Source organism: Streptomyces sp. NPDC046887 (genome assembly GCF_040644755.1).
Taxonomy (GTDB): Bacteria; Actinomycetota; Actinomycetes; order Streptomycetales; family Streptomycetaceae; genus Streptomyces; species Streptomyces lichenis.
On the sequence record NZ_JBEYXH010000009.1, the window covers coordinates 196,639 to 214,848 of the forward strand.

At 71.3% G+C, this 18,210-nt stretch carries 14 protein-coding genes; 9 read left to right on the forward strand and 5 right to left on the reverse strand.

Going from position 1 to position 18,210, the window contains the following annotated elements; translation table 11 throughout:
• Positions 1-100 precede the first annotated feature (100 nt).
• The 5 genes from ABZ945_RS12345 (at position 101) to ABZ945_RS12365 (ending at position 7,440) form a co-directional block, all read left to right on the forward strand.
• Complete coding sequence (locus tag ABZ945_RS12345) at positions 101-514, forward strand: SseB family protein (RefSeq protein WP_361267408.1); 414 nt, start codon at positions 101-103, stop codon at positions 512-514.
• The gene (locus ABZ945_RS12350; RefSeq protein WP_361267410.1) at positions 511-1,158 is read left to right on the forward strand and encodes a hypothetical protein; all 648 of its coding nucleotides are present in this window, start codon (positions 511-513) and stop codon (positions 1,156-1,158) included. The genes ABZ945_RS12345 and ABZ945_RS12350 overlap by 4 nt, the downstream gene beginning before the upstream one ends.
• Positions 1,158-6,014 carry a putative T7SS-secreted protein gene (locus ABZ945_RS12355; RefSeq protein ID WP_361267412.1) on the forward strand — a complete coding sequence of 1,619 codons (4,857 nt, stop codon included), beginning with the start codon at positions 1,158-1,160 and terminating at the stop codon, positions 6,012-6,014. Before ABZ945_RS12350 ends, ABZ945_RS12355 begins: the two co-directional genes overlap by 1 nt.
• A gap of 187 nt (positions 6,015-6,201) precedes the next feature.
• On the forward strand, positions 6,202-6,615 hold the full coding sequence (locus ABZ945_RS12360; RefSeq protein WP_361267414.1) for a contact-dependent growth inhibition system immunity protein: 414 nt from the start codon (positions 6,202-6,204) through the stop codon (positions 6,613-6,615).
• Positions 6,616-7,242: 627 nt separating this feature from the next.
• On the forward strand, positions 7,243-7,440 hold the full coding sequence (locus tag ABZ945_RS12365) for a hypothetical protein (protein ID WP_361267416.1): 198 nt from the start codon (positions 7,243-7,245) through the stop codon (positions 7,438-7,440).
• 26 nt (positions 7,441-7,466) lie between these two features.
• Here ABZ945_RS12365 and ABZ945_RS12370 read toward each other — a convergent pair whose 3' ends face one another.
• From ABZ945_RS12370 to ABZ945_RS12385, 4 genes are read right to left on the reverse strand one after another with little or no spacing between them, the layout of a single operon-like run.
• Complete coding sequence (locus ABZ945_RS12370; RefSeq protein WP_361267418.1) at positions 7,467-7,961, reverse strand: GNAT family N-acetyltransferase; 495 nt, start codon at positions 7,959-7,961, stop codon at positions 7,467-7,469.
• Positions 7,962-7,972: 11 nt separating this feature from the next.
• Positions 7,973-8,806, reverse strand: a complete 834-nt coding sequence (locus ABZ945_RS12375) for a sugar phosphate isomerase/epimerase family protein (protein WP_361267420.1) — start codon at positions 8,804-8,806, stop codon at positions 7,973-7,975.
• 56 nt (positions 8,807-8,862) lie between these two features.
• Positions 8,863-10,122, reverse strand: a complete 1,260-nt coding sequence (locus tag ABZ945_RS12380; protein WP_361267422.1) for a dihydrodipicolinate synthase family protein — start codon at positions 10,120-10,122, stop codon at positions 8,863-8,865.
• A complete protein-coding gene (locus ABZ945_RS12385) occupies positions 10,119-11,279 on the reverse strand; it encodes a Gfo/Idh/MocA family oxidoreductase (protein ID WP_361267424.1) in 1,161 nt (386 codons plus the stop codon). The genes ABZ945_RS12380 and ABZ945_RS12385 overlap by 4 nt, the downstream gene beginning before the upstream one ends.
• A gap of 277 nt (positions 11,280-11,556) precedes the next feature.
• Between ABZ945_RS12385 and ABZ945_RS12390 the strand changes: the two genes are divergently transcribed.
• The 4 genes from ABZ945_RS12390 (at position 11,557) to ABZ945_RS12405 (ending at position 16,544) form a co-directional block, all read left to right on the forward strand.
• Positions 11,557-12,630: a LacI family DNA-binding transcriptional regulator gene (locus tag ABZ945_RS12390; protein WP_361267426.1), complete on the forward strand. Its 1,074-nt coding sequence runs from the start codon at positions 11,557-11,559 to the stop codon at positions 12,628-12,630.
• Positions 12,631-12,691: 61 nt separating this feature from the next.
• The gene (locus ABZ945_RS12395) at positions 12,692-13,261 is read left to right on the forward strand and encodes a Uma2 family endonuclease (protein WP_361267428.1); all 570 of its coding nucleotides are present in this window, start codon (positions 12,692-12,694) and stop codon (positions 13,259-13,261) included.
• 195 nt (positions 13,262-13,456) lie between these two features.
• A complete protein-coding gene (locus tag ABZ945_RS12400) occupies positions 13,457-14,284 on the forward strand; it encodes a sugar phosphate isomerase/epimerase family protein (protein WP_361267430.1) in 828 nt (275 codons plus the stop codon).
• A 388-nt stretch (positions 14,285-14,672) separates the two neighbouring features.
• Positions 14,673-16,544: a glycoside hydrolase family 3 N-terminal domain-containing protein gene (locus tag ABZ945_RS12405; RefSeq protein WP_361267432.1), complete on the forward strand. Its 1,872-nt coding sequence runs from the start codon at positions 14,673-14,675 to the stop codon at positions 16,542-16,544.
• Between the two features lie 161 nt (positions 16,545-16,705).
• On the opposite strand, the gene ABZ945_RS12410 is transcribed toward ABZ945_RS12405, so the two are convergent.
• Complete coding sequence (locus ABZ945_RS12410; RefSeq protein ID WP_361267434.1) at positions 16,706-18,160, reverse strand: S28 family serine protease; 1,455 nt, start codon at positions 18,158-18,160, stop codon at positions 16,706-16,708.
• Positions 18,161-18,210 lie beyond the last annotated feature (50 nt).

The window sequence follows — 18,210 nt, forward strand, 5'->3', positions numbered from 1 at the left end:
CCGTGCCTCGCGGCTCGCGGGTCTCACACGGCTGGTGGAACCGGATGACGAGACGGCGCCGCCCGGCGCGCCCAGGGAGGCGGGGCCGGCGCGGCCTCCGATGGACCCTGGAAGCGGCGGAGCCCGGGCCGCGGCGGGGGCGGACGAGTCCGAAGTCCGCGCGGCCGAGCGGCACTTCGCGCGTCTGCTCGGGGAGTTCCGGCGCGGGGCGGTGCTGGTGCCGCTGGACGCGCAGGGCAGTCTGTGGACGGCCGACTCCGGTGGTGTGCGGTGGATCTGCGCCTTCTCCGACGAGCATGCGCTGGCCCGGTTCGCGTACGCCCGTGGCGAGGCCGGGCGGGAGTGGCCCTATCGCACCGTCTTCGGGGCGAGGCTGCTGGATGTGATGGTGCCGATGCTGCCCGGTCCGGCCGGAGTGGCGCTGGACGCGGGTAGTGCCGATGGAGTGCTCTTCCCGCCGGTCAGGGGCGTGGTGCCCGACGCGGTGGCAGTGGATCTCGGGGGGATGGGATGAACGGCGGGGAACCGGTTCTCGCGGCGTCGGCGGAGGGGCTGGCCGACATCGCGAAGGGGATCGACCTGGCTCACGCGGAGCTGAAGGACCTCGGCATGATCGGTCAGGCGACGGCCGGGCGGGGGTTCTCCGATCTGGGGCTCTCCGCGCTGGAGTTGGGGCATGGCGCACTGGCGGCGGAGTTCACGGCGTTCTGCGAGCGATGGGAGTGGGGGGTGCGCGCACTGACCCTGCGCGGGAACATGTTCGCGCAGGGCGTGGGGCTGTCGGCCGGTTCGTTCGCCGAGCAGGAACGTTACGTCAAGGACAGCATCAAAATCGGGGTGAACTCGCTCAACGGCAATCCCCATCTGTCCGAGGACGAGGTCAAGCAGCTGAGTTGGGAGACCGTCCGCAACCAGCGAGCCACGGACAACGCGGACTGGAGCGCGAGTTCCATGGTCGCGGCGCAGGGCGAGATCGCGCAGACCTGGCGCAACACCACCTATGACGTCGAGGACTCGATGCTGGACTCGATGGAGCGCAACGGGCTGGTGGATTCGGAGTACCGCGAGGCGTTGGACGGTGAGCTGCGCGAGCAGCTGAGTCCGGACCAGGCGACCGTGGACCTGGCCGAGCAGCCCCGTTGGGGGGAGAGCCGCTGATGCCCGACTGGGGACCCGTCGGGGACGTCACCGGCAAGTTGGTGGACAAGGCCGTCGACACCGTCGACCGGGGCATCGACAAGGGGAAGGAGGTCGTCGGCGAGGGAGTCGACTGGACCACGGACAAGGTCGGCGAAGGACTGCGCCACTACGGCCATGACGCGGTCGCGGAGGTGGTCGAGGAATGGGGTGACGAGACCGCCTCCTCGCTCGGCGCCGCGGTCGGTGAGAAGCAGCTCGGCCAGAGCGAGGACCCGAAGGACCTGATTCGCGGGAAGGCGGAGAAGATCACCGCCACCGTGCGGAACCTGCGGGATTTCCAGCGGGCCTACGACCTGGTGGGTGCCGGGCTGAGGAAGCTGGACCCCGGCGGCTGGAAGGGCGAGGCGGCCGGCGCCTTCCGGGAGAAGTTCCAGCTTCTGCCGGCGGACTGGCTGCGTGCCGCCGACGCCTTCGGGGACGCGGCCGACGCGCTGGACACCTACGCCGCGGCGGTCACCGGCGCCCAGGGCAAGGCCGGGGAGGCCATCGCCCTGTACCGGGAGGGCCGGCAGCAGAGCGAGGCAGCGGTCACCGCGTACAACAAGAAGGTCGACGCCTACAACGCGGCGCGCACCGGCGACGACCCGCTGCCCCATCCGGGCGAGTTCTCCGACCCGGGCAAGGGGAAGCTGGAGCAGGCGCAGGAGGTGCTGGCGGCCGCCCGGCGAGCCCGTGACGAGGCGGCCGAGACGGCCACATCCGCGGTCACGGCGGCGATGGCGCACGCGCCCAAGGAGCCGACCGGTGTCGAGAAGCTGAAGCTGGAGTTCCTGGACCAGAACATCAGTTTCGGCGTGGAGAGCACACACCTGCTCGGCGGTGTCGCGAAGGGCACGGCCGGGCTGGTCACCTTCGTACGCTCCCTCAACCCCTACGACGCCTACAACGTGACCCATCCGGCCGAGTACGCCAAGGGCGTCAACACCACGCTCGCCGGGCTGGTGTCGACCGCCGCCAACCCGGACCGGGCGTTGAAGAACTCCTGGGAGGCGGCCAAGAGCGACCCGCTGGAGTTCGGGGGCCGGCTGCTGCCGGAGGCGGTGGGGCCGAAGGGGCTGGGCGTGGTGCGCGGGGGCGCGCGCACGGTGGTGAACTCGGCGGGGCGCCTGCCGGATGTGCCGACTTCCCGGGGCCGACTTCCGGAGGGCCACGCTCCGGAGAACCCCTCCACGGTGCAGCCCCCCGTGGGGATGCCGTTCACGGGGAAGTCCCACCCGCCCCTCCCGGGCAAGGTCGCGGAAAGGCCGGACAAGGTCGCGGAGAAGGAGCCGGACAAGGTCTCCCCCGCCCGGGCGGGGGTCGAGGAGCCGCACCATCCCTCCCGGACCGAGGACTCCGTCGTCTCCAAGGACTCGGACCCGATCGACTTCGCGTCCGGGGCGATGTACCTGCCGCAGACGGACGTCGTACTGCCGGGCCTGCTGCCCCTCGTCTTCCGCCGCCGTGTCGCCTCGGACTACCGGGCCGGCCGCTGGTTCGGCCCGTCGTGGTCCTCGACCGCCGACGAGCGGCTGGAGATCGACTCGGAAGGGATCGTCCACGTCCGCGAGGACGGCCTGCTGCTCGCCTACCCGCACCCCGCGACCGGCGTACCGGTGCTGCCGAGTCATGGTCCGCGATGGCCGCTGGACCGCTCCCCGGACGGCGACTACACCGTCCTGGATCCGATCAGCGGGCAGGTGCGGCGGTTCAGCCCGCACGGCGAGGACCAAGCCCTGCTCACCCAGGTCGACGACCGCAACGGCAACTGGATCGCCTTCGACTACGACGAGGCCGGCGCCCCGGTGTCCATCGTCCACCACGGCGGCTACCACCTCCGGCTCACCACGGCGGACGGCCGCGTCACCGCGCTGCGCCTGGCGGGCGCGGCGGCGGACGGCGGCGACCAGGAGCTGCTGCGCTACGGCTACACCGGCGGACACCTCACGGAGGTGGCCGACTCCTCCGGCCTGCCGCTGCGGTTCGCCTATGACGACCGCGGGCGGGTCACCTCGTGGACGGACACCAACGGCAGCCGGTACGACTACGTCTACGACGAGCGGGACCGCTGTGTCGCCGAGGGCGGCGCGGCCGGCCATATGGCGCTGCGCGTCTCCTATGACGGTGTCGACGAGGAGACCGGGTACCGGGTCACCACGACCACCACCCCTTCCGGGGCCGTCAACCGGTTCGTCGTCAACGACGCCCACCAGGTCGTCCGGATCATCGACCCGGTGGGCGCGGTGACGGCGTTCGAGCGCGACCATCGCAACCGGCTGGTCAGCGAGACCGACCCGCTGGGCCGCACCACCCGCTTCGACTACGACGAGGCGGGGCGGCTGCTGAGCGCCACACGGCCCGACGGCCGGAGCATGACGGTGGAGTACGGCGCGCCCGGGTGGCCCGTGCGGGTGACGCACCCGGACCGTACGGTGGTCCGGCACAGCTATGACGAGCGGGGCAACCGCACCGCCACCACCGACCCGAGCGGGGCCGTCACCCACTACTCCTATGACGAGGCCGGACGCCTGCGGTCGGTCACCGACCCGCTCGGCCACACCACCCGCGTCGAGTGCGACCCGGCCGGTCTGCCGCTGCGCCTGACCGACCCGCTCGGCGCGACCACCCTGGTGGACCGGGACCGCTTCGGCCGGCCCACCACCCTCACCGACGCACTCGGTGCGGTGACCCGGATGGAGTGGACGGTCGAGGGGAGGCCCGCCCGCCGGGTGGACGCCGACGGCGCGGAGCAGTCCTGGACCTACGACGGGGAGGGCAACTGCCTCGCGCACACCGACGCCCTCGGGCAGGTCTCGCGGTTCGAGTACACCCACTTCGACCTGCTGACCGCCCGGACCGGACCGGACGGGGTGCGCTACGAGTTCGGCCACGACCACGAACTGCGGCTGACGCAGGTCCGCAACCCGCAGGGCCTGAGCTGGGATTACGGCTACGACGCAGCCGGACGGCTGGTCTCGGAGACGGACTTCGACGGCCGGGCGCTGGTGTACGAGCGGGACGCGGCGGGACGTCTGATCTCGCGGACCGACGCCCTCGGGCAGACCACCCGCTACGAGCGGGACGCACTGGACCGCGTGATCCGCAAGGACGCCGCCGGAGCCGTCACCACCTACGCCTACGACGTCTTCGACCAGCTCGCCGAGGCGGTGAACGGTGACGCCCGTGTCACCCGCCTCCGCGACCGGTACGGACGCCTGCTCGGCGAGACGGTCGACGGCCGCGTCCTCTCCTACACCGTTGACGCGCTGGGCCGCCGTACCGGCCGTACCACGCCCACGGGCGCGGTCAGCACCTGGAGACACGACGCCGCCGGACGCCGCTCCTCCTATACGGCCTCCGGCCGGACCCTCACCTTCGAGCGGGACGCGGCCGGTCAGGAGAGCGCCCGCCACATCGGCGACGCCGTCTCCCTCGCCAGCACCTACGACCCGCTCGGTCGGCTCACCGGCCAGCAGGTCACCGGCGCCGGCCGCGCCATCCAGCGCCGCGACTACGCCTACCGGGCCGACGGCCACCTCACCGCGCTCACCGACCAGCTCACCGGCACCCGCACCTTCGATCTCGACCCGGTGGGCCGGGTCACCGCCGTGCACGCGGCCGGATGGAGCGAGCGCTACGCCTACGACGCGGCGGGCAATCAGACCCACGCCGCCTGGCCCGCCTCCCACCCCGGCCAGGAGGCCGTCGGCAGCCGCGACTACACCGGCACCGCCCTCACCCGGGCCGGCAGCGTCCGCTACGAGCACGACGGCCTCGGCCGCGTCACCCTCCGCCAGAAGACCCGCCTCTCCCGCAAGCCGGACACCTGGCACTACACCTGGGACGCAGAAGACCGCCTCCGCTCAGTGAAGACCCCGGACGGCACCCTCTGGCGCTACACCTACGACCCCCTCGGCCGCCGCACTTCCAAACAGCGCATGGCCGCCGACGGGACGACGGTCGCCGAGCGGACCACCTTCACCTGGGACGGCACCACCCTCTGCGAGCAGACCACGGACGCGGCCGAAGTCCCCCGCCCGGTGACCCTGACCTGGGACCACGACGGCCTGCGCCCCCTCACCCAGACGGAGCGCATCCTCCCCGCGGACACCTCCCAGGAGGCGGTGGACGAGCGGTTCTTCGCCATCGTCACCGACCTGGTCGGCACACCGTGCGAACTCGTGGACGAGGCCGGCGACATCGCCTGGCGGGCGCGCGGCACCCTGTGGGGGACGACGGCGTGGGCGGCGGACAGCACGACGTACACGCCGTTGCGGTTCCCGGGGCAGTACTTCGACCCGGAGACAGGGCTGCATTACAACTATCTGCGTTATTACGACAGCCAAATTGCCACATATATATCTGCGGACCCGCTCGGATTGGCTGCAGGATCAAACGATCGCACCTATGTCGAGAATCCGCAGGGCATGTCGGACGCCTTGGGCCTTGCGCCAGATGTCTGCCCACGGGCTCTCGGCCTCAGCGCCGGAGCCCAGAACGCTATCGAGAAATTGGCCAACGTCCTGGACGATCCCGTCGGCAGGATCAACTCCGAGCCGAATCACAATCACTATGACGCAGCCAGACGAGAGGCAAATGGAGAGGTAGTGGCCCGAAAATCCTCTGGAGTGCCATTCGATCACATTCAAGACCTCAAACAAGGAGCCCAAGCGCTAGAAAAGATCAAACGAATCCTCGACGCCGAGGCGAATCGCCTACCTGACACCGTGACGGAACGAGGGCTTGAGGTTCTGCTGAAGAAGCGCAATGAGGTCAATTGGCATCTCAACAGACTGGCCGGATTCCTGCACCAGATCGGCCATCCTCACAAGTAGCCGGCCATCAGAACGTCAACATGCCGGCAGATAGTTCAGCTTGGCTCCCAGGAACGCCGAAGTAACACCGTTCGGCACTCCATACGAGTCCAGTCGAGAGGGTCATCAGATAAAGGCGGGCAAGGAACACGAGACCTAGTAGACTGCCCATCTCACCACCCACTCGATACCGCCCAGCTGGGGAATCATGACTCGATCAGATGTGAGATCTTTTTCCATCGAAGCATTGGAAGGCACGGCCTGGACTGAGCCGACCAGCCCTGAGTCGGGGTTGGTCTCGGCGATCCATCGATTGCGCAAGGTACCCATCGGAGAACTCACCGCGTGGGACATGACGCGCTTGATCGGCCAGAACGAAGGACTTGAATGGCTTGTTCCGGCGGCTCTGCAAATTCTGAGCGACGGCATTCCCGAGCAAGTCAAAGGCGGGTGGTACGAGGATGACTTGCTCTTTGCACTCCTCACGCGATCAGAGGATTTCTGGGATGAAAATCCAAGTTGGGAGGCCGGCCTGAAGACGATCATCAGTCAACTTGCAGACCTAACGCCCGCGATACAGGGAACGATTAGATCATTCGAGAATAGGAAAGGTCGGCCATAGACCGCACCTGGCCCGAGAAAGTAACGTCAACTTAATCGTCTGACCAATCAGCTTGCCAGGGCCAGCGACACCGAAGGCGCAGGTTCCCCGGGAGAGCGGGAATGTGACGAGCGGACCACCCGCGTCCCCTCGGAACAGCTCGCAACCGTTCTCACCGCGGTCGAGTCCCGGAGTGACGCGGTGCGGACGCTGCTCGCCGAAGCAGAGGCTCGGGCGGCCGTACTTATCAGCGGGTACGCGGGGAATGGCGCTCAGGTCGTGCTGTCCGCAGCCGAGATGTCCCGGCTGGCGCAGTTGGCGGTTCCGCTCGTCCTCGCGCCGAGTCTCAGCGAAAGGTGAACGGCATCACCGGACAGACGTCACCTTCCGGCTCCGACGCTCCTCAGGAGTGGCGCGAGACCACTGTCTCGCTGGTGGTGGCCAAACCTTGTCTCGTACCGTCCGAGGTGGAGCAGACACTGCGCGGCATGCCGCTCGGGGAGGCTGGTGGCGCAGGGGCGAGTGACCGCACAGAGCCGGGCGAGTGGGCCCTACTCGGTTGATCACCGTCAGGCGGACAGCTTGGAAGAGCGCGTGGCGGCGCTCGTCGCAGATCTCACGCCCGGCTTGGACGGCCTCCGTTCTCTTGTGGAGCGGGGGTACTCCGTACTGGTCGCCGCTTCCGGCGTCGTTGAACCGGGTCCCGAGTGGTGGCCGCCATGGCTCCGGCTCACGCTCTCCCCGCGGTCCGCCGCCCGACTGGCGGCACTCGGGCTGCCCGTGTCCTTCACCGTGCTCGCCCGGAACGGCGAGGCCGCCGAGGGCCCTCTCGCCTGGCTCGACTGAGCCTTCGTGCCGGGCTTTCGTGCCGGCTAGAGCTTCAGGACGCCGACGGTCTCGCCTTCCGCGTCCTCGCCGGTCTTCTCGAAGCCGAGGCCCAGGTAGAAGGCCTCGGGGCCGTTGTCGCCGGGCTCCCAGGTGACGTAGAAGCGGTCGGTGCCGCGGGCTCGGAGTTCGGCGGATACGGCCCCGACGGCGAAGCGGCCGTAACCCTTGCCCTGTTCGTCGGCCGCGATGTTCAGGCGCCAGAGGCCGGAGCGTATGTCGCCTGAGCCGTCCTCCTTCCAGTCGGTATCCAGGAAGGCCATCAGGAAGCCCACCGCGCGGTCGCCGTCCATGATCAGGCGCGGCCAGGCCATGTCGCCATGGACGTAGGCCTCCGCCAGGGACTTGACCACGGGGGCCACCGCGAACTCCTGGTCCGGGCGCACCTTCACGGCGAGGGCGGCGCCGAGGTTCTTGGGGGTGATCGGCTCAAGGTGAGGAGCGGAGGGAGAGGAGAGGGAGGGGGAGGGGGAGGGGGTCATGGTCGGGGAGCTTAGAGGGGGAGGGACGGGGGGCGCTCGTCAATTGATTCGGGCACCTCTGGTCCGAGGACCTCTCGTACGTATCGCTGGGCCGTCTCGGCCAGGACCTCGATGCCGTCCCGGGCCCACAGTTCGTCGTTGAAGAGTTCGACCTCGATGGGGCCGGTGTAGCCGGCCGCGTCGACCAGGCGGCGCCAGGCGCGGAGGTCGACGCAGCCGTCGCCGAGTTGGCCGCGGCCGGTGAGGACGCCGGCCGGGAGGGGGACGGTCCAGTCGGCGAGCTGGAAGGAGTGGATACGGCTCTGGGCGCCCGCCCGGGCCACGGCGGCGGGCGCGCGGTCGTCCCACCAGACGTGGTAGGTGTCCACCACCACACCGACCTGGGAGGCGGGGAAGGGCTCGGCCAGGGCGAGCGCCTGGTCCAGGGTGGACACGGCGCAGCGGTCGGCCGCGTACATGGGGTGCAGCGGTTCGATGGCCAGACGGATGCCCCGTTCGCCGGCGTAGGGGGCGAGTTCGGCGAGGGCGTCGGCGATACGGGAGCGGGCGAAGGCCAGGTCGCGGCCGCCGGGCGGCAGTCCGCCGGAGACCAGGACGAGGGTGTCGGTGCCGAGGGTCGCGGCCTCGTCGATGGCGGCCCGGTTGTCGTCCAGGGAGGTGGCGGTTGTGGTGAAGAAGCCGCCTCGGCAGAGGGTGGTGACGGTCAGCCCGGCGTCCCGTACCAGCTTGGCGGCGGCCTCCAACCCATACGAGTGGACCGGTTCACGCCACAGGCCGACGCCGGGGATGCCGAGGCGGGCGCAGGCTTCGGTGAGGACGGGCAGGGAGAGCTGCTTCACGGTCATCTGGTTGATGCTGAAGCGGGAGAGAGCGGGGAGGGGAAGGGCGGGGACGGGGGCGGTCACTGGGGGACTCCGTGGACGGTGAGGAGGGCTCGCATACGGTGCTCGGCAAGGGCCGGGTCGGGGAACAGGCCCAGGCGGTCGGCCAGTTCATAGGCGCGGGCGAGGTGCGGGAGGGAGCGGGCCGACTGGAGTCCGCCGACCATGGTGAAGTGCTCCTGGTGCCCGGCCAGCCAGGCGAGGAGGACGACTCCGGTCTTGTAGTAGCGGGTGGGGGCGGCGAAGAGGTGCCGGGAGAGCGGGACGGTCGCGTCCAGGGCTGTCCGGAAACCGTCGCGGTCGCCGGTGTCGAGAAGCCGTACGGCCTCGGCGGCCAGTGGGCCGATGGGGTCGAAGATGCCGAGCAGGGCGTGGCTGAAGCGGGGGTCGGGCAGCGACGGATCGTCGCCGGCGATGAGTTCGGGGTAGTGGAAGTCGTCGCCGGTGTAGCAGCGGACACCCTCGGGGAGGCGGCGGCGGAGGTCCACTTCGCGGTCGGCGTCGAGGAGGGAGACCTTCACCCCGTCGACCTTGTCCGGATGCGCGGCGATGACCTGGAGGAAGGTCTCGGTGGCGGCGTCGAGGTCGGACGAGCCCCAGTAGCCGGTCAGGGCCGGGTCGAACATCGGGCCCAGCCAGTGCAGGATCACCGGTTCCCGGGCCTGGCGGAGCAGTTCGCCGTAGACGGTGAGGTAGTCCTCGGGGCCGGTGGCGGTGGCGGCCAGGGCACGGGAGGCCATCAAAATGGGCTGGGCGCCGGCGGACTCGATGTGCGCGAGCTGCTCCTCGTACGCCTTGCTGACCTCCGCGAGGGAGCTGGGCGGGGTGGTGAGCTGGTCGGTGCCGGCCCCGGCGGAGATCCGGCCGCCGCAGGCCCGCGCCTCGGCGGCGGAACGGGTGATCAGCTCGGCGGCCCGCGGCCAGTCCAGTCCCATGCCGCGCTGGGCGGTGTCCATGGCCTCGGCGACCCCCAGCCCGTGCGCCCAGAGGTGGCGGCGGAAAGCCAGGGTGGCGTCCCAGTCCAGGGCCGCGGGGCCGTCGGGGGTGGTGTCGGCGTATGGGTCGGCGACGACATGCGCGGCGGAGAAGACCGTACGGGAGGAGAGGGGTGGGGGTGGGGAACCCGGTCCGGTGCCGGAAGAGAGGGATGGGGGTGAGGGTGGGGATTGCGGGTCGGTGCGGGAGGAGAGGGGTGGGGATTGCGGTCCGGTGCGGGAGGAGAGGGCGGGGTGCGGGTCGGTACGGGGGTGGTAGCGGCCGTATGGGAGCTCGATGGTCACAGGGACAGCTCCGGGACCTCGTGGCGGCGGCCCTCGGCCGAGGACTTCAGGCCCAGCTCGGCCAGTTGGACACCGCGGGCGCCGGCGAGCAGGTCCCAGTGGTACGGCTCGTCCCGTACGACATGGCGCAGGAACAGCTCCCACTGCGCCTTGAAGCCGTTGTCGAACTCGGCGTTGTCCGGAACCTCCTGCCACTGGTCGCGGAAGGCGTGGCTTACCGGGAGGTCCGGGTTCCACACCGGCTTGGGGGTGGCCGAGCGGTGCTGCGCACGGCAGCCGCGCAGCCCGGCGACGGCCGAGCCATGGGTGCCGTCCACCTGGAACTCGACCAGCTCGTCCCGGTGCACCCGGACCGCCCAGGAGGAGTTGATCTGCGCGGTGATCGGACCGTCCGGCCCGTCGATGCCGAAGATGCCGTACGCGGCGTCGTCGGCGGTGGCCGCGTACGGCTTGCCCTGCTCGTCCCAGCGCTCGGGCAGATGGGTGGCGACCTGGGCGGTGACCGAGGTGACCCGGCCGAACAGCTCGTGCAGGACGTACTCCCAGTGCGGGAACATGTCCACGGCGATGCCGCCGCCGTCCTCGGCCCGGTAGTTCCAGGAGGGGCGCTGCGCCTCCTGCCAGTCGCCCTCGAAGACCCAGTAGCCGAACTCCCCGCGGACGGAGAGGATCCGGCCGAAGAAGCCGCCGTCGACCAGCCGCTTCAGCTTGAGCAACCCCGGGAGGAAGAGCTTGTCCTGGACGACGCCGTGCTTGATCCCGGCGTCGCGGGCCAGCCGGGCCAGTTCCAGGGCCCCGGCCGTGTCGGAGGCGGTCGGCTTCTCGGTGTAGAGGTGCTTGCCGGCCGCGATCGCCTTCTTCAGGGCCTCCGGGCGGGCGGCGGTGACCTGGGCGTCGAAGTAGACCTCGGTGCGCTCGTCGGCGAGCACGGCGTCCAGGTCGGTGGACCACTCGGTCAGCCCGTGCCGCTCCGCCAGCGCGCGCAGCGCGTGCTCGCGCCGGCCGACCAGGACCGGCTCCGGCCACAGCACCTCCCCGTCGCCGAGGTCAAGACCGCCCTGCTCGCGCAGGGCGAGGATCGAGCGGACCAGGTGCTGGCGGTAGCCCATGCGTCCGGTGACGCCGTTCATGGCGATGCGGACCGTTCTGCGAGTCATGGCGTGCGTCCTCCGGGAGCGGGTTCAGGGAGAGGCGGTGAGGTGGGGCGGCGGTGAGGTGGGGCCGCGCTGGGTGGGGCGGTGCCGGGTGGGGCGGTGCCGGGTGGGGCGGTGCCGGGAAAGGATGGTAAGCGCTTTCTATGAAGGGGGACGCTAGCCTGCGGACAGCGGCCCGGACAAGGGCCCCACCGGGTGACAGCCTTTTCCGGTCTCGGGTCGAGGGCTCCATCCCCCGAATAAGTCCTCCGAATGAGTCCTCCGAATAAGAAGGAGCACGATGACCGTCACGCTGGCCGACGTGGCCGCCCGCGCCCGGGTGTCCCCGGCCACCGTCTCCCGGGTGCTGAACGGCAACTACCCGGTCGCCACCGCCACCCGGGAGCGGGTGATGCGCGCGGTGGACGAGCTGGACTATGTGGTGAACGGCCCGGCCAGCTCGCTCGCCGCCGCCACCTCCGACCTGGTGGGCGTCCTGGTCAACGACATCGCCGACCCGTTCTTCGGGATCATCGCCGGGGCCGTCCAGTCGGCGATGGGCCCGGCCGGCGGCGGGGGCGCGGTGGGCGGAGGGGAGAAGCTGGCGGTGGTGTGCAACACCGGCGGCTCCCCGGAGCGGGAGCTGACCTACCTCACCCTGCTGCAGCGCCAGCGCGCGGCGGCCGTGGTGCTCACCGGGGGCGCGGTGGACGATCCCGGCCACGGCACGGCGGTGGCCGCCAAGCTCGCGCGGCTGACGGCCGCCGGGACGCGGGTGGTGCTGTGCGGCCGCCCGCCGCTGCCCGCCGCCGCGGAGGGCACCGGGGCCGTACTCGCCACGCTGACCTTCGACAACGAGGGCGGTGCCCGGCGGCTGACCGAGCACCTGCTCAGCCTCGGGCACCGGCGGCTCGGCTATGTGGCCGGACCGGTCGAGCGGACCACCACCCGGCAGCGGCTGGAGGGGCACCGCGCGGCGATGACCGCGGCGGGCCTCAACACCGACCTGGACCGGCTGACCGTGCACGGCCCGTACGACCGGCGCTCCGGCTACGAGGCGGCCTGCGAGCTGCTGCGCCGGGAGCCGGGGCTGACCGCGCTGGTCGCGGCGAACGACACGGTGGCGCTGGGCGTCTGCGCGGCCCTGCGCGACCGGGGGCTGCGCATCCCGGACGACGTGTCGGTGGCCGGCTTCGACGACCTGCCGTTCTCGGTGGACGCGGTACCGTCGCTGACCACCGTACGGCTACCGCTGCACGAGGCGGGCGCGCGCGCCGGCCGGCTGGCCACCGGTACGGAGGCGCCGCCTCCGGGCGGCCTGGCGACGATGGGCGGCGAGCTGGTGGTCCGCGCCTCCACGGGGCGTGCGCGGTGAGCCATGCCACAGTGACCGGGACCGCCCTATCGTGGTTGAGCACCGGCATACGGAGGTTCGCATGACGACGACCATCACCATGAACGTGGCCAGCGCATGGGACGCCCTCGACGGCGTGAACCTGCCGAACGGCTACCGCGTCGAGATCACGGACGGGAAGATCATCATGACACCGCAGGGGGAGAGCCAGTCGGACGTCCTCGTCGAGGTGGCGCCGCAGGTCAAGCAGCAGTTGGCCGGCCAGGGGCGGATACTGATGGATGTCATGATCGACTTCCCGTCCAGCCTGTACGGGTATGCCCCTGACCTGGCCGTTGTCGCGCCTGGCTCCGAGCACAACAGCCGAGGCCGCTATGAGTGGCACCACCTGGACGTCGTACTGGAGGTCGTCTCCAAGAGCACCCGGGACAACGACTTCACCAAGAAGTTCCGTATGTACGCCGAGTGCGGCATTCCGGTGTACGTGATCGTGGACCCCTCGGACGGTATGTGCACCGTGCACAGCCACCCCACCCGGACCGGCACCTACGCCGAGGCGCGCGAGGTGCCCTTCGGGGAGGACCTGGTGCTGCCGGTCACGGCTCGGGAGATCACCGTGCGGACGGACGGGTTCCCGCGCGAGGGGCGCTGAGCGGCCCCTCGGAGTCGGTGGGGCGGGCCGCCCGGAGGCGGTGGGGCGGGCCCGTGGCCGCGGCGGGGCCATGACGGGGCGGTCGCGGGGTACGTTGCCGGGGGCCGGACCGGTGCCGGTGCCGCGTCGCGGGTACGGCGGGGTGCGCGGGGCCGTCGGGCGTGCCGACATGTCGATGTGTTGAGGAGCCCCGCCGTGAAGTACGCGTTCTCCACCCTCGGTGTCCCCGGGACGCCGATTCCCGAGGTCGTCCGCCTCGCCGCAGAGAACGGCTACCAGGGGGTCGAGCTGCGGGCCCACCCCGAAGAACCGGTGCATCCGGGGCTGGTGGCGCACGAGCGGCGCGCGGTGGCCGAGGAGTTCGCTCGGGCGGAGGTGTCGATCCTGGCCGTCGCCGGATACGCCCGGGTCGCCGAGCCCGGGGACGACGAACCGGTCTACGAGGAGTTGCACGGGCTGCTGCATCTGGCGGCCGATCTGGGCGCGCCGCATGTCCGGGTGTTCCCCGGTGGTGGGGAGCTGGACCGGGCCGAGGCGGACGCGATCGCCGCCCGGCGGCTGGGCGCGGCGGCGGAGGTCGCCGCCGAGTTGGGCGTCCGCATCCTGCTGGAGACCCATGACTCGCACCGTACGGGGGCGGACATCGCCCGGGTGGTGGGCGCCGTCGGGCACAAGAGCGTGGGCGCCCTGTGGGACGTACTGCACCCCTGGGCCGCCGGTGAGGCCCCGGCCGCGACGCACGCGGTGCTCGCCCCGTACCTCGGCTACCTCCAGGTGAAGGACGCCGCCTCGGCGGTCGAGACCGCTCCGCTGGCGCTGGGCGAGGGCGCGGTGCCGCTCGCCGAGTGCCTGGCGCTGGTGGACGACGCCCGGACGAGCAACGCCCTGCTGGACGACGCGCTGCTGGAGGGCGGCGAGGTGTGGGCCTGCTGGGAGTACGAGAAGCGCTGGTACCCGGAGGCCGCCGAGCTCCCGTCCCTGCTGGCGCCCGGTCTGGAGCATCTGCGCTCGCTGACGAAGTGAGGCGGTGAGGCGGGGGCGTGGCCGTCCTCGGGCGGTCGGCCCGCACGTCCCGGCCGGGGCACCGCCGCCGGCTCAGCTCGCGGCGATCCGGCAGGCCCCGGTTGATGCCGGCTGAGGCCGCCCTGCGGTCAACGTCCGGTCGTCCGTCCAGGCGTCCGTCCGGGCGTTCGTCCAGGCGTCAGTCCAGGCGTCAGTCCAGGCGTCCGTGGCGGCCGGCGGACCAGAGCCGTTGCGGCACCGGGCCGGGCGTGCCGTGCGCACCTCCTTGACCTGGCAGTTATTTTCCGGCTATGCGTGAATCCCTGGAAGTTTCCTTCACCCTGAGGAGATCTCCCAGGGCCGTTTCCTCCCTCACGAGCCCCCTCACGTACGGCCGGAAGGAGCACCAGTGCACCACCGCGCCAACCTCTACCCCACGCCCTCGGCACCCCCCTCCTCCCCCGCCCCCTCCAGACGGGCCGTCCTCGCCGCGAGCGCGGTGGTCGCCGCGACCGCCGGCGGGGTCGCCGCCACCGCCGGGACCGCCGCCGCGGCTCCCGCACAGGGCGCCGCGACCCGCCGCCGGCTGCTCCGGCTGATCTCCCGGATGAGCCTGGAGGAGAAGGTCGGCCAGCTCTTCGTGTCGCGGGTGTACGGGCACTCCGCCACCGATCCCGACCAGGCCGACATCGACCTGAACATGAAGGAGCTGGGTGTCCGCACCGCCGCCGAGCTGGTGGCGAGGTACCACGTCGGCGGGATCATCTACTTCTCCTGGGCGCACAACACCCGCGAGCCGCACCAGATCGCCGACCTCGGCAACGGCATCCAGCGCGCCGGGCTCGCCCAGCCCACCCCGTTGCCGCTGCTGATCTCCATCGACCAGGAGCACGGGATCGTCGCCCGGATAGGGAAACCCGCCACCCTGATGCCCGGCGCGATGGCGCTGGGCGCGGGCGGTTCGCGCGGCGACGCCCGCCGGGCCGCCAAGGTCGCCGGGCGGGAACTGGCCGCGATGGGCGTCCGCCAGAACTACGCCCCGGTCGCCGACGTCAACGTCAACCCGGCCAACCCGGTCATCGGCGTACGCTCCTTCGGCGCCGTGCCGTCCGCCGTCGGGGACCTGGTGGCCGCGCAGGTCGCCGGCTACCAGGGCGGGGGTGTGGCCGCCACCTGCAAGCACTTCCCGGGGCACGGCGACACCGAGACCGACAGCCACTACGGGTTGCCGGTCATCACCCACACCCGCGAGGAGTGGGAGCGGCTGGACCGGCCGCCGTTCGCGGAGGCCGTACGGGCGGGCATCGACTCGATCATGACCGCGCATATCGTCGTACCGTCACTCGATCCCAGCGAGGACCCGGCGACGCTCTCCCGGCCCATCCTCACCGGCGTGCTGCGTGAGGAGCTGGGCTACGACGGGGTGGTGGTGACCGACTCGCTCGCCATGCAGGGCGTACGGACCAAGTACGGCGACGACCGGGTGCCGGTGCTGGCCCTGAAGGCGGGCTGCGACCAGCTGCTCAACCCGCCCTCCATCGCGGTGGCGTGGAACGCGGTGCTCGCCGCCGTACGGGGTGGTGAGCTGACCGAGGAGCGGATCGACCGGTCTGTTCTGCGCATCCTGCTGCTGAAGGACCGGCTGGGGCTGCTGCGCGACCCGTACGCCTCGCACCGGGAGGTGGACCGGACCGTCGGCACCGCCACCCATCTGGCCACCGCGGACCGGATCGCCGAGCGGACCACCACCCTGCTGGAGAACGCGGGCGGGATGCTGCCGCTCAACCGCCGCCGTCAGCCGAGACTCCTGGTCGTCGGCGCGGACGCCAACTCGCCCTCCGGGACGACGGGGCCGCCGGTGCCGGTACTCGCCGGGGCGCTGACCGAGCTGGGCTTCACGGTGACCGCGCTGCCGACCGGCACCAACCCCGTCCCGGCGAAGATCGACGAGGCGGTGGCGGCGGCGGCCGGGAAGGACGCGGTCGTCGTCGCCACGTACAACGTCACCGCGGCCAGTGCCCAGCGCACGCTGGTCTCGCGGCTGGCGGCGACCGGGGTGCCGGTGGTGGCGGTGGCGATCCGCAACCCGTACGACGCCGCCCGGCTCACCGGCCAGCGCGCCGTGCTCGCCACCTACTCGTGGACGGATGTGGAGCTGCGGGCCGCCGCCCGGGTCATCGCGGGCCGCGCCCGCCCGCGCGGCCGGCTGCCCGTACCGGTGCAACGGGCCGACGACCCGGCACGGGTGCTCTACCCGGTGGGGCACGGCCTGTCGTACTGAGGGCACGGTCCGAGAAGGCCCTGAGGGCACGGTCCGAAAGGGCCCTGGGGGCATGGTCCGAAGGGTCCCGGCGGCCGCCCGACCAAGAGGCCGGCGGCCGCACCCCCTCCTCGTGGGAGCGGGGTGCGGCCGCCGGTCGTGTGCTCCGTTCCGCGGTGCCGCTACGGGCGCAGGGTGCGCGCCCGGTCGAGCTGCTGGCTCTTGTCCAGCCGCGAGTCGTACGTCCGCAGCGGCGCGGCCCGCTCCGCCTGCGGCGCGGAGACTCCGGCCCAGGTCAGGATGCGCTCGGTGGCCTTGGTCCGCTCGGCCTCGACCAGACCGGCCACATTGGCGCCGTGGTTGGCGCCGGGCGCGGTGTACACATACGAGTCCCTGGCGCCCCGGTCCACCCGGAACCGCTCGGCGCCCCACGGGTCGTTGCCGCCGTAGACGAAGAGCATCGAACGGGCCCGCGTACGCACCCAGGAGTCCACGTCCGCCATGGCCAGCGGCTTGAAGCGGATCGGGATGTCCTTCGGCACGAAGTTGCGCGCGGGCTGGTAGCCGTACCGGGTCAGGCCCTTGAGGTGCTTCATTTTCAGGCTGGGCGAGCCCATCTCGGTGGCGGCCTGGTAGTAGTACGGCGTGTAGCCCGCCAGGCTCTGGTCGGTGTACGCGGACCAGCCGGAGTACTGGTCGATCACGTCGTACACCTCCTGGTCCGAGGCGGTGGCGGCGGCCGGGAGGTCCGCGCACTGGGCCTCGCCGGAGTACTGCCAGAACGCCCAGACGAAGTCGAGGACGACCGCCTCGTACGCCTTGTCCAGCGTGCCGACCGTGGTGAAGGTGGCGCCCTCGGCCTCGGCCCAGGCCTTGTACGTGGCCTGGAGCGGGGCGCGGCGGATCAGGGCCTCGCGCTGGAAAGCGTTCAGCCGGTCGCGGCACTCCTGGGTGGAGACGGTGGCGAAGAACCGGTCGTACCGGGAGTCCTCGTGCTCCACCACGTCGTTGGGCGCCACATAGGCGACGATGCCGTCCATGTCGCGGGGGTAGAACCGCTCGAAGTAGGTCGCGGTCATCCCGCCCTTGGAACCGCCGGTGGCGATCCACTTGCGGTCGTAGATCTTCTTCAGTGCGGTGAAGACCCGGTGCTGGTCGCTGGCGCCCTGCCAGATGTCCAGCTTGGACCAGTCGGCCGGCTGGGGACGGGACGGGGTGAAGAAGCGGTACTCCATGGAGACCTGGTTGCCGTCCACGATCCGGGTCGGCTCGGATCGGCTGGGCGAGGTCCGGACCGAGTACCCGCTGGTGTAGAAGACGGTGGGGCGGCTGGTGTCCTTGTGCAGCAGGGTCAGACGCTGCTGGAAGGTCCCCTTGCGGGGGTTCCGGTGGTCTACCGGCTGGGTGTAGTTGAGGACGAAGAAGCGGTAGCCGGGGTACGGCTGCTCCTCGATCAGGCTCATCCCGGGGATGGCCAGGATCCGGTCCTTGATGTCCGCCTGCGGCCCGGCTCCGGGGCCGGACGAGGCGGCGGCGGTGGTGCTGTCGGGGGCCTCGGCGGCGGTCGCCGTGCCGGCCGTGCTCGCGGCGCCTATGAGCACGACGAGTGACAGCAGCCATCTGAGCGCGTTGCGCATGCACCCTCCACGTGGGTTCGCGATGGTCGTCGCGAACCTAGCGGGGGCAA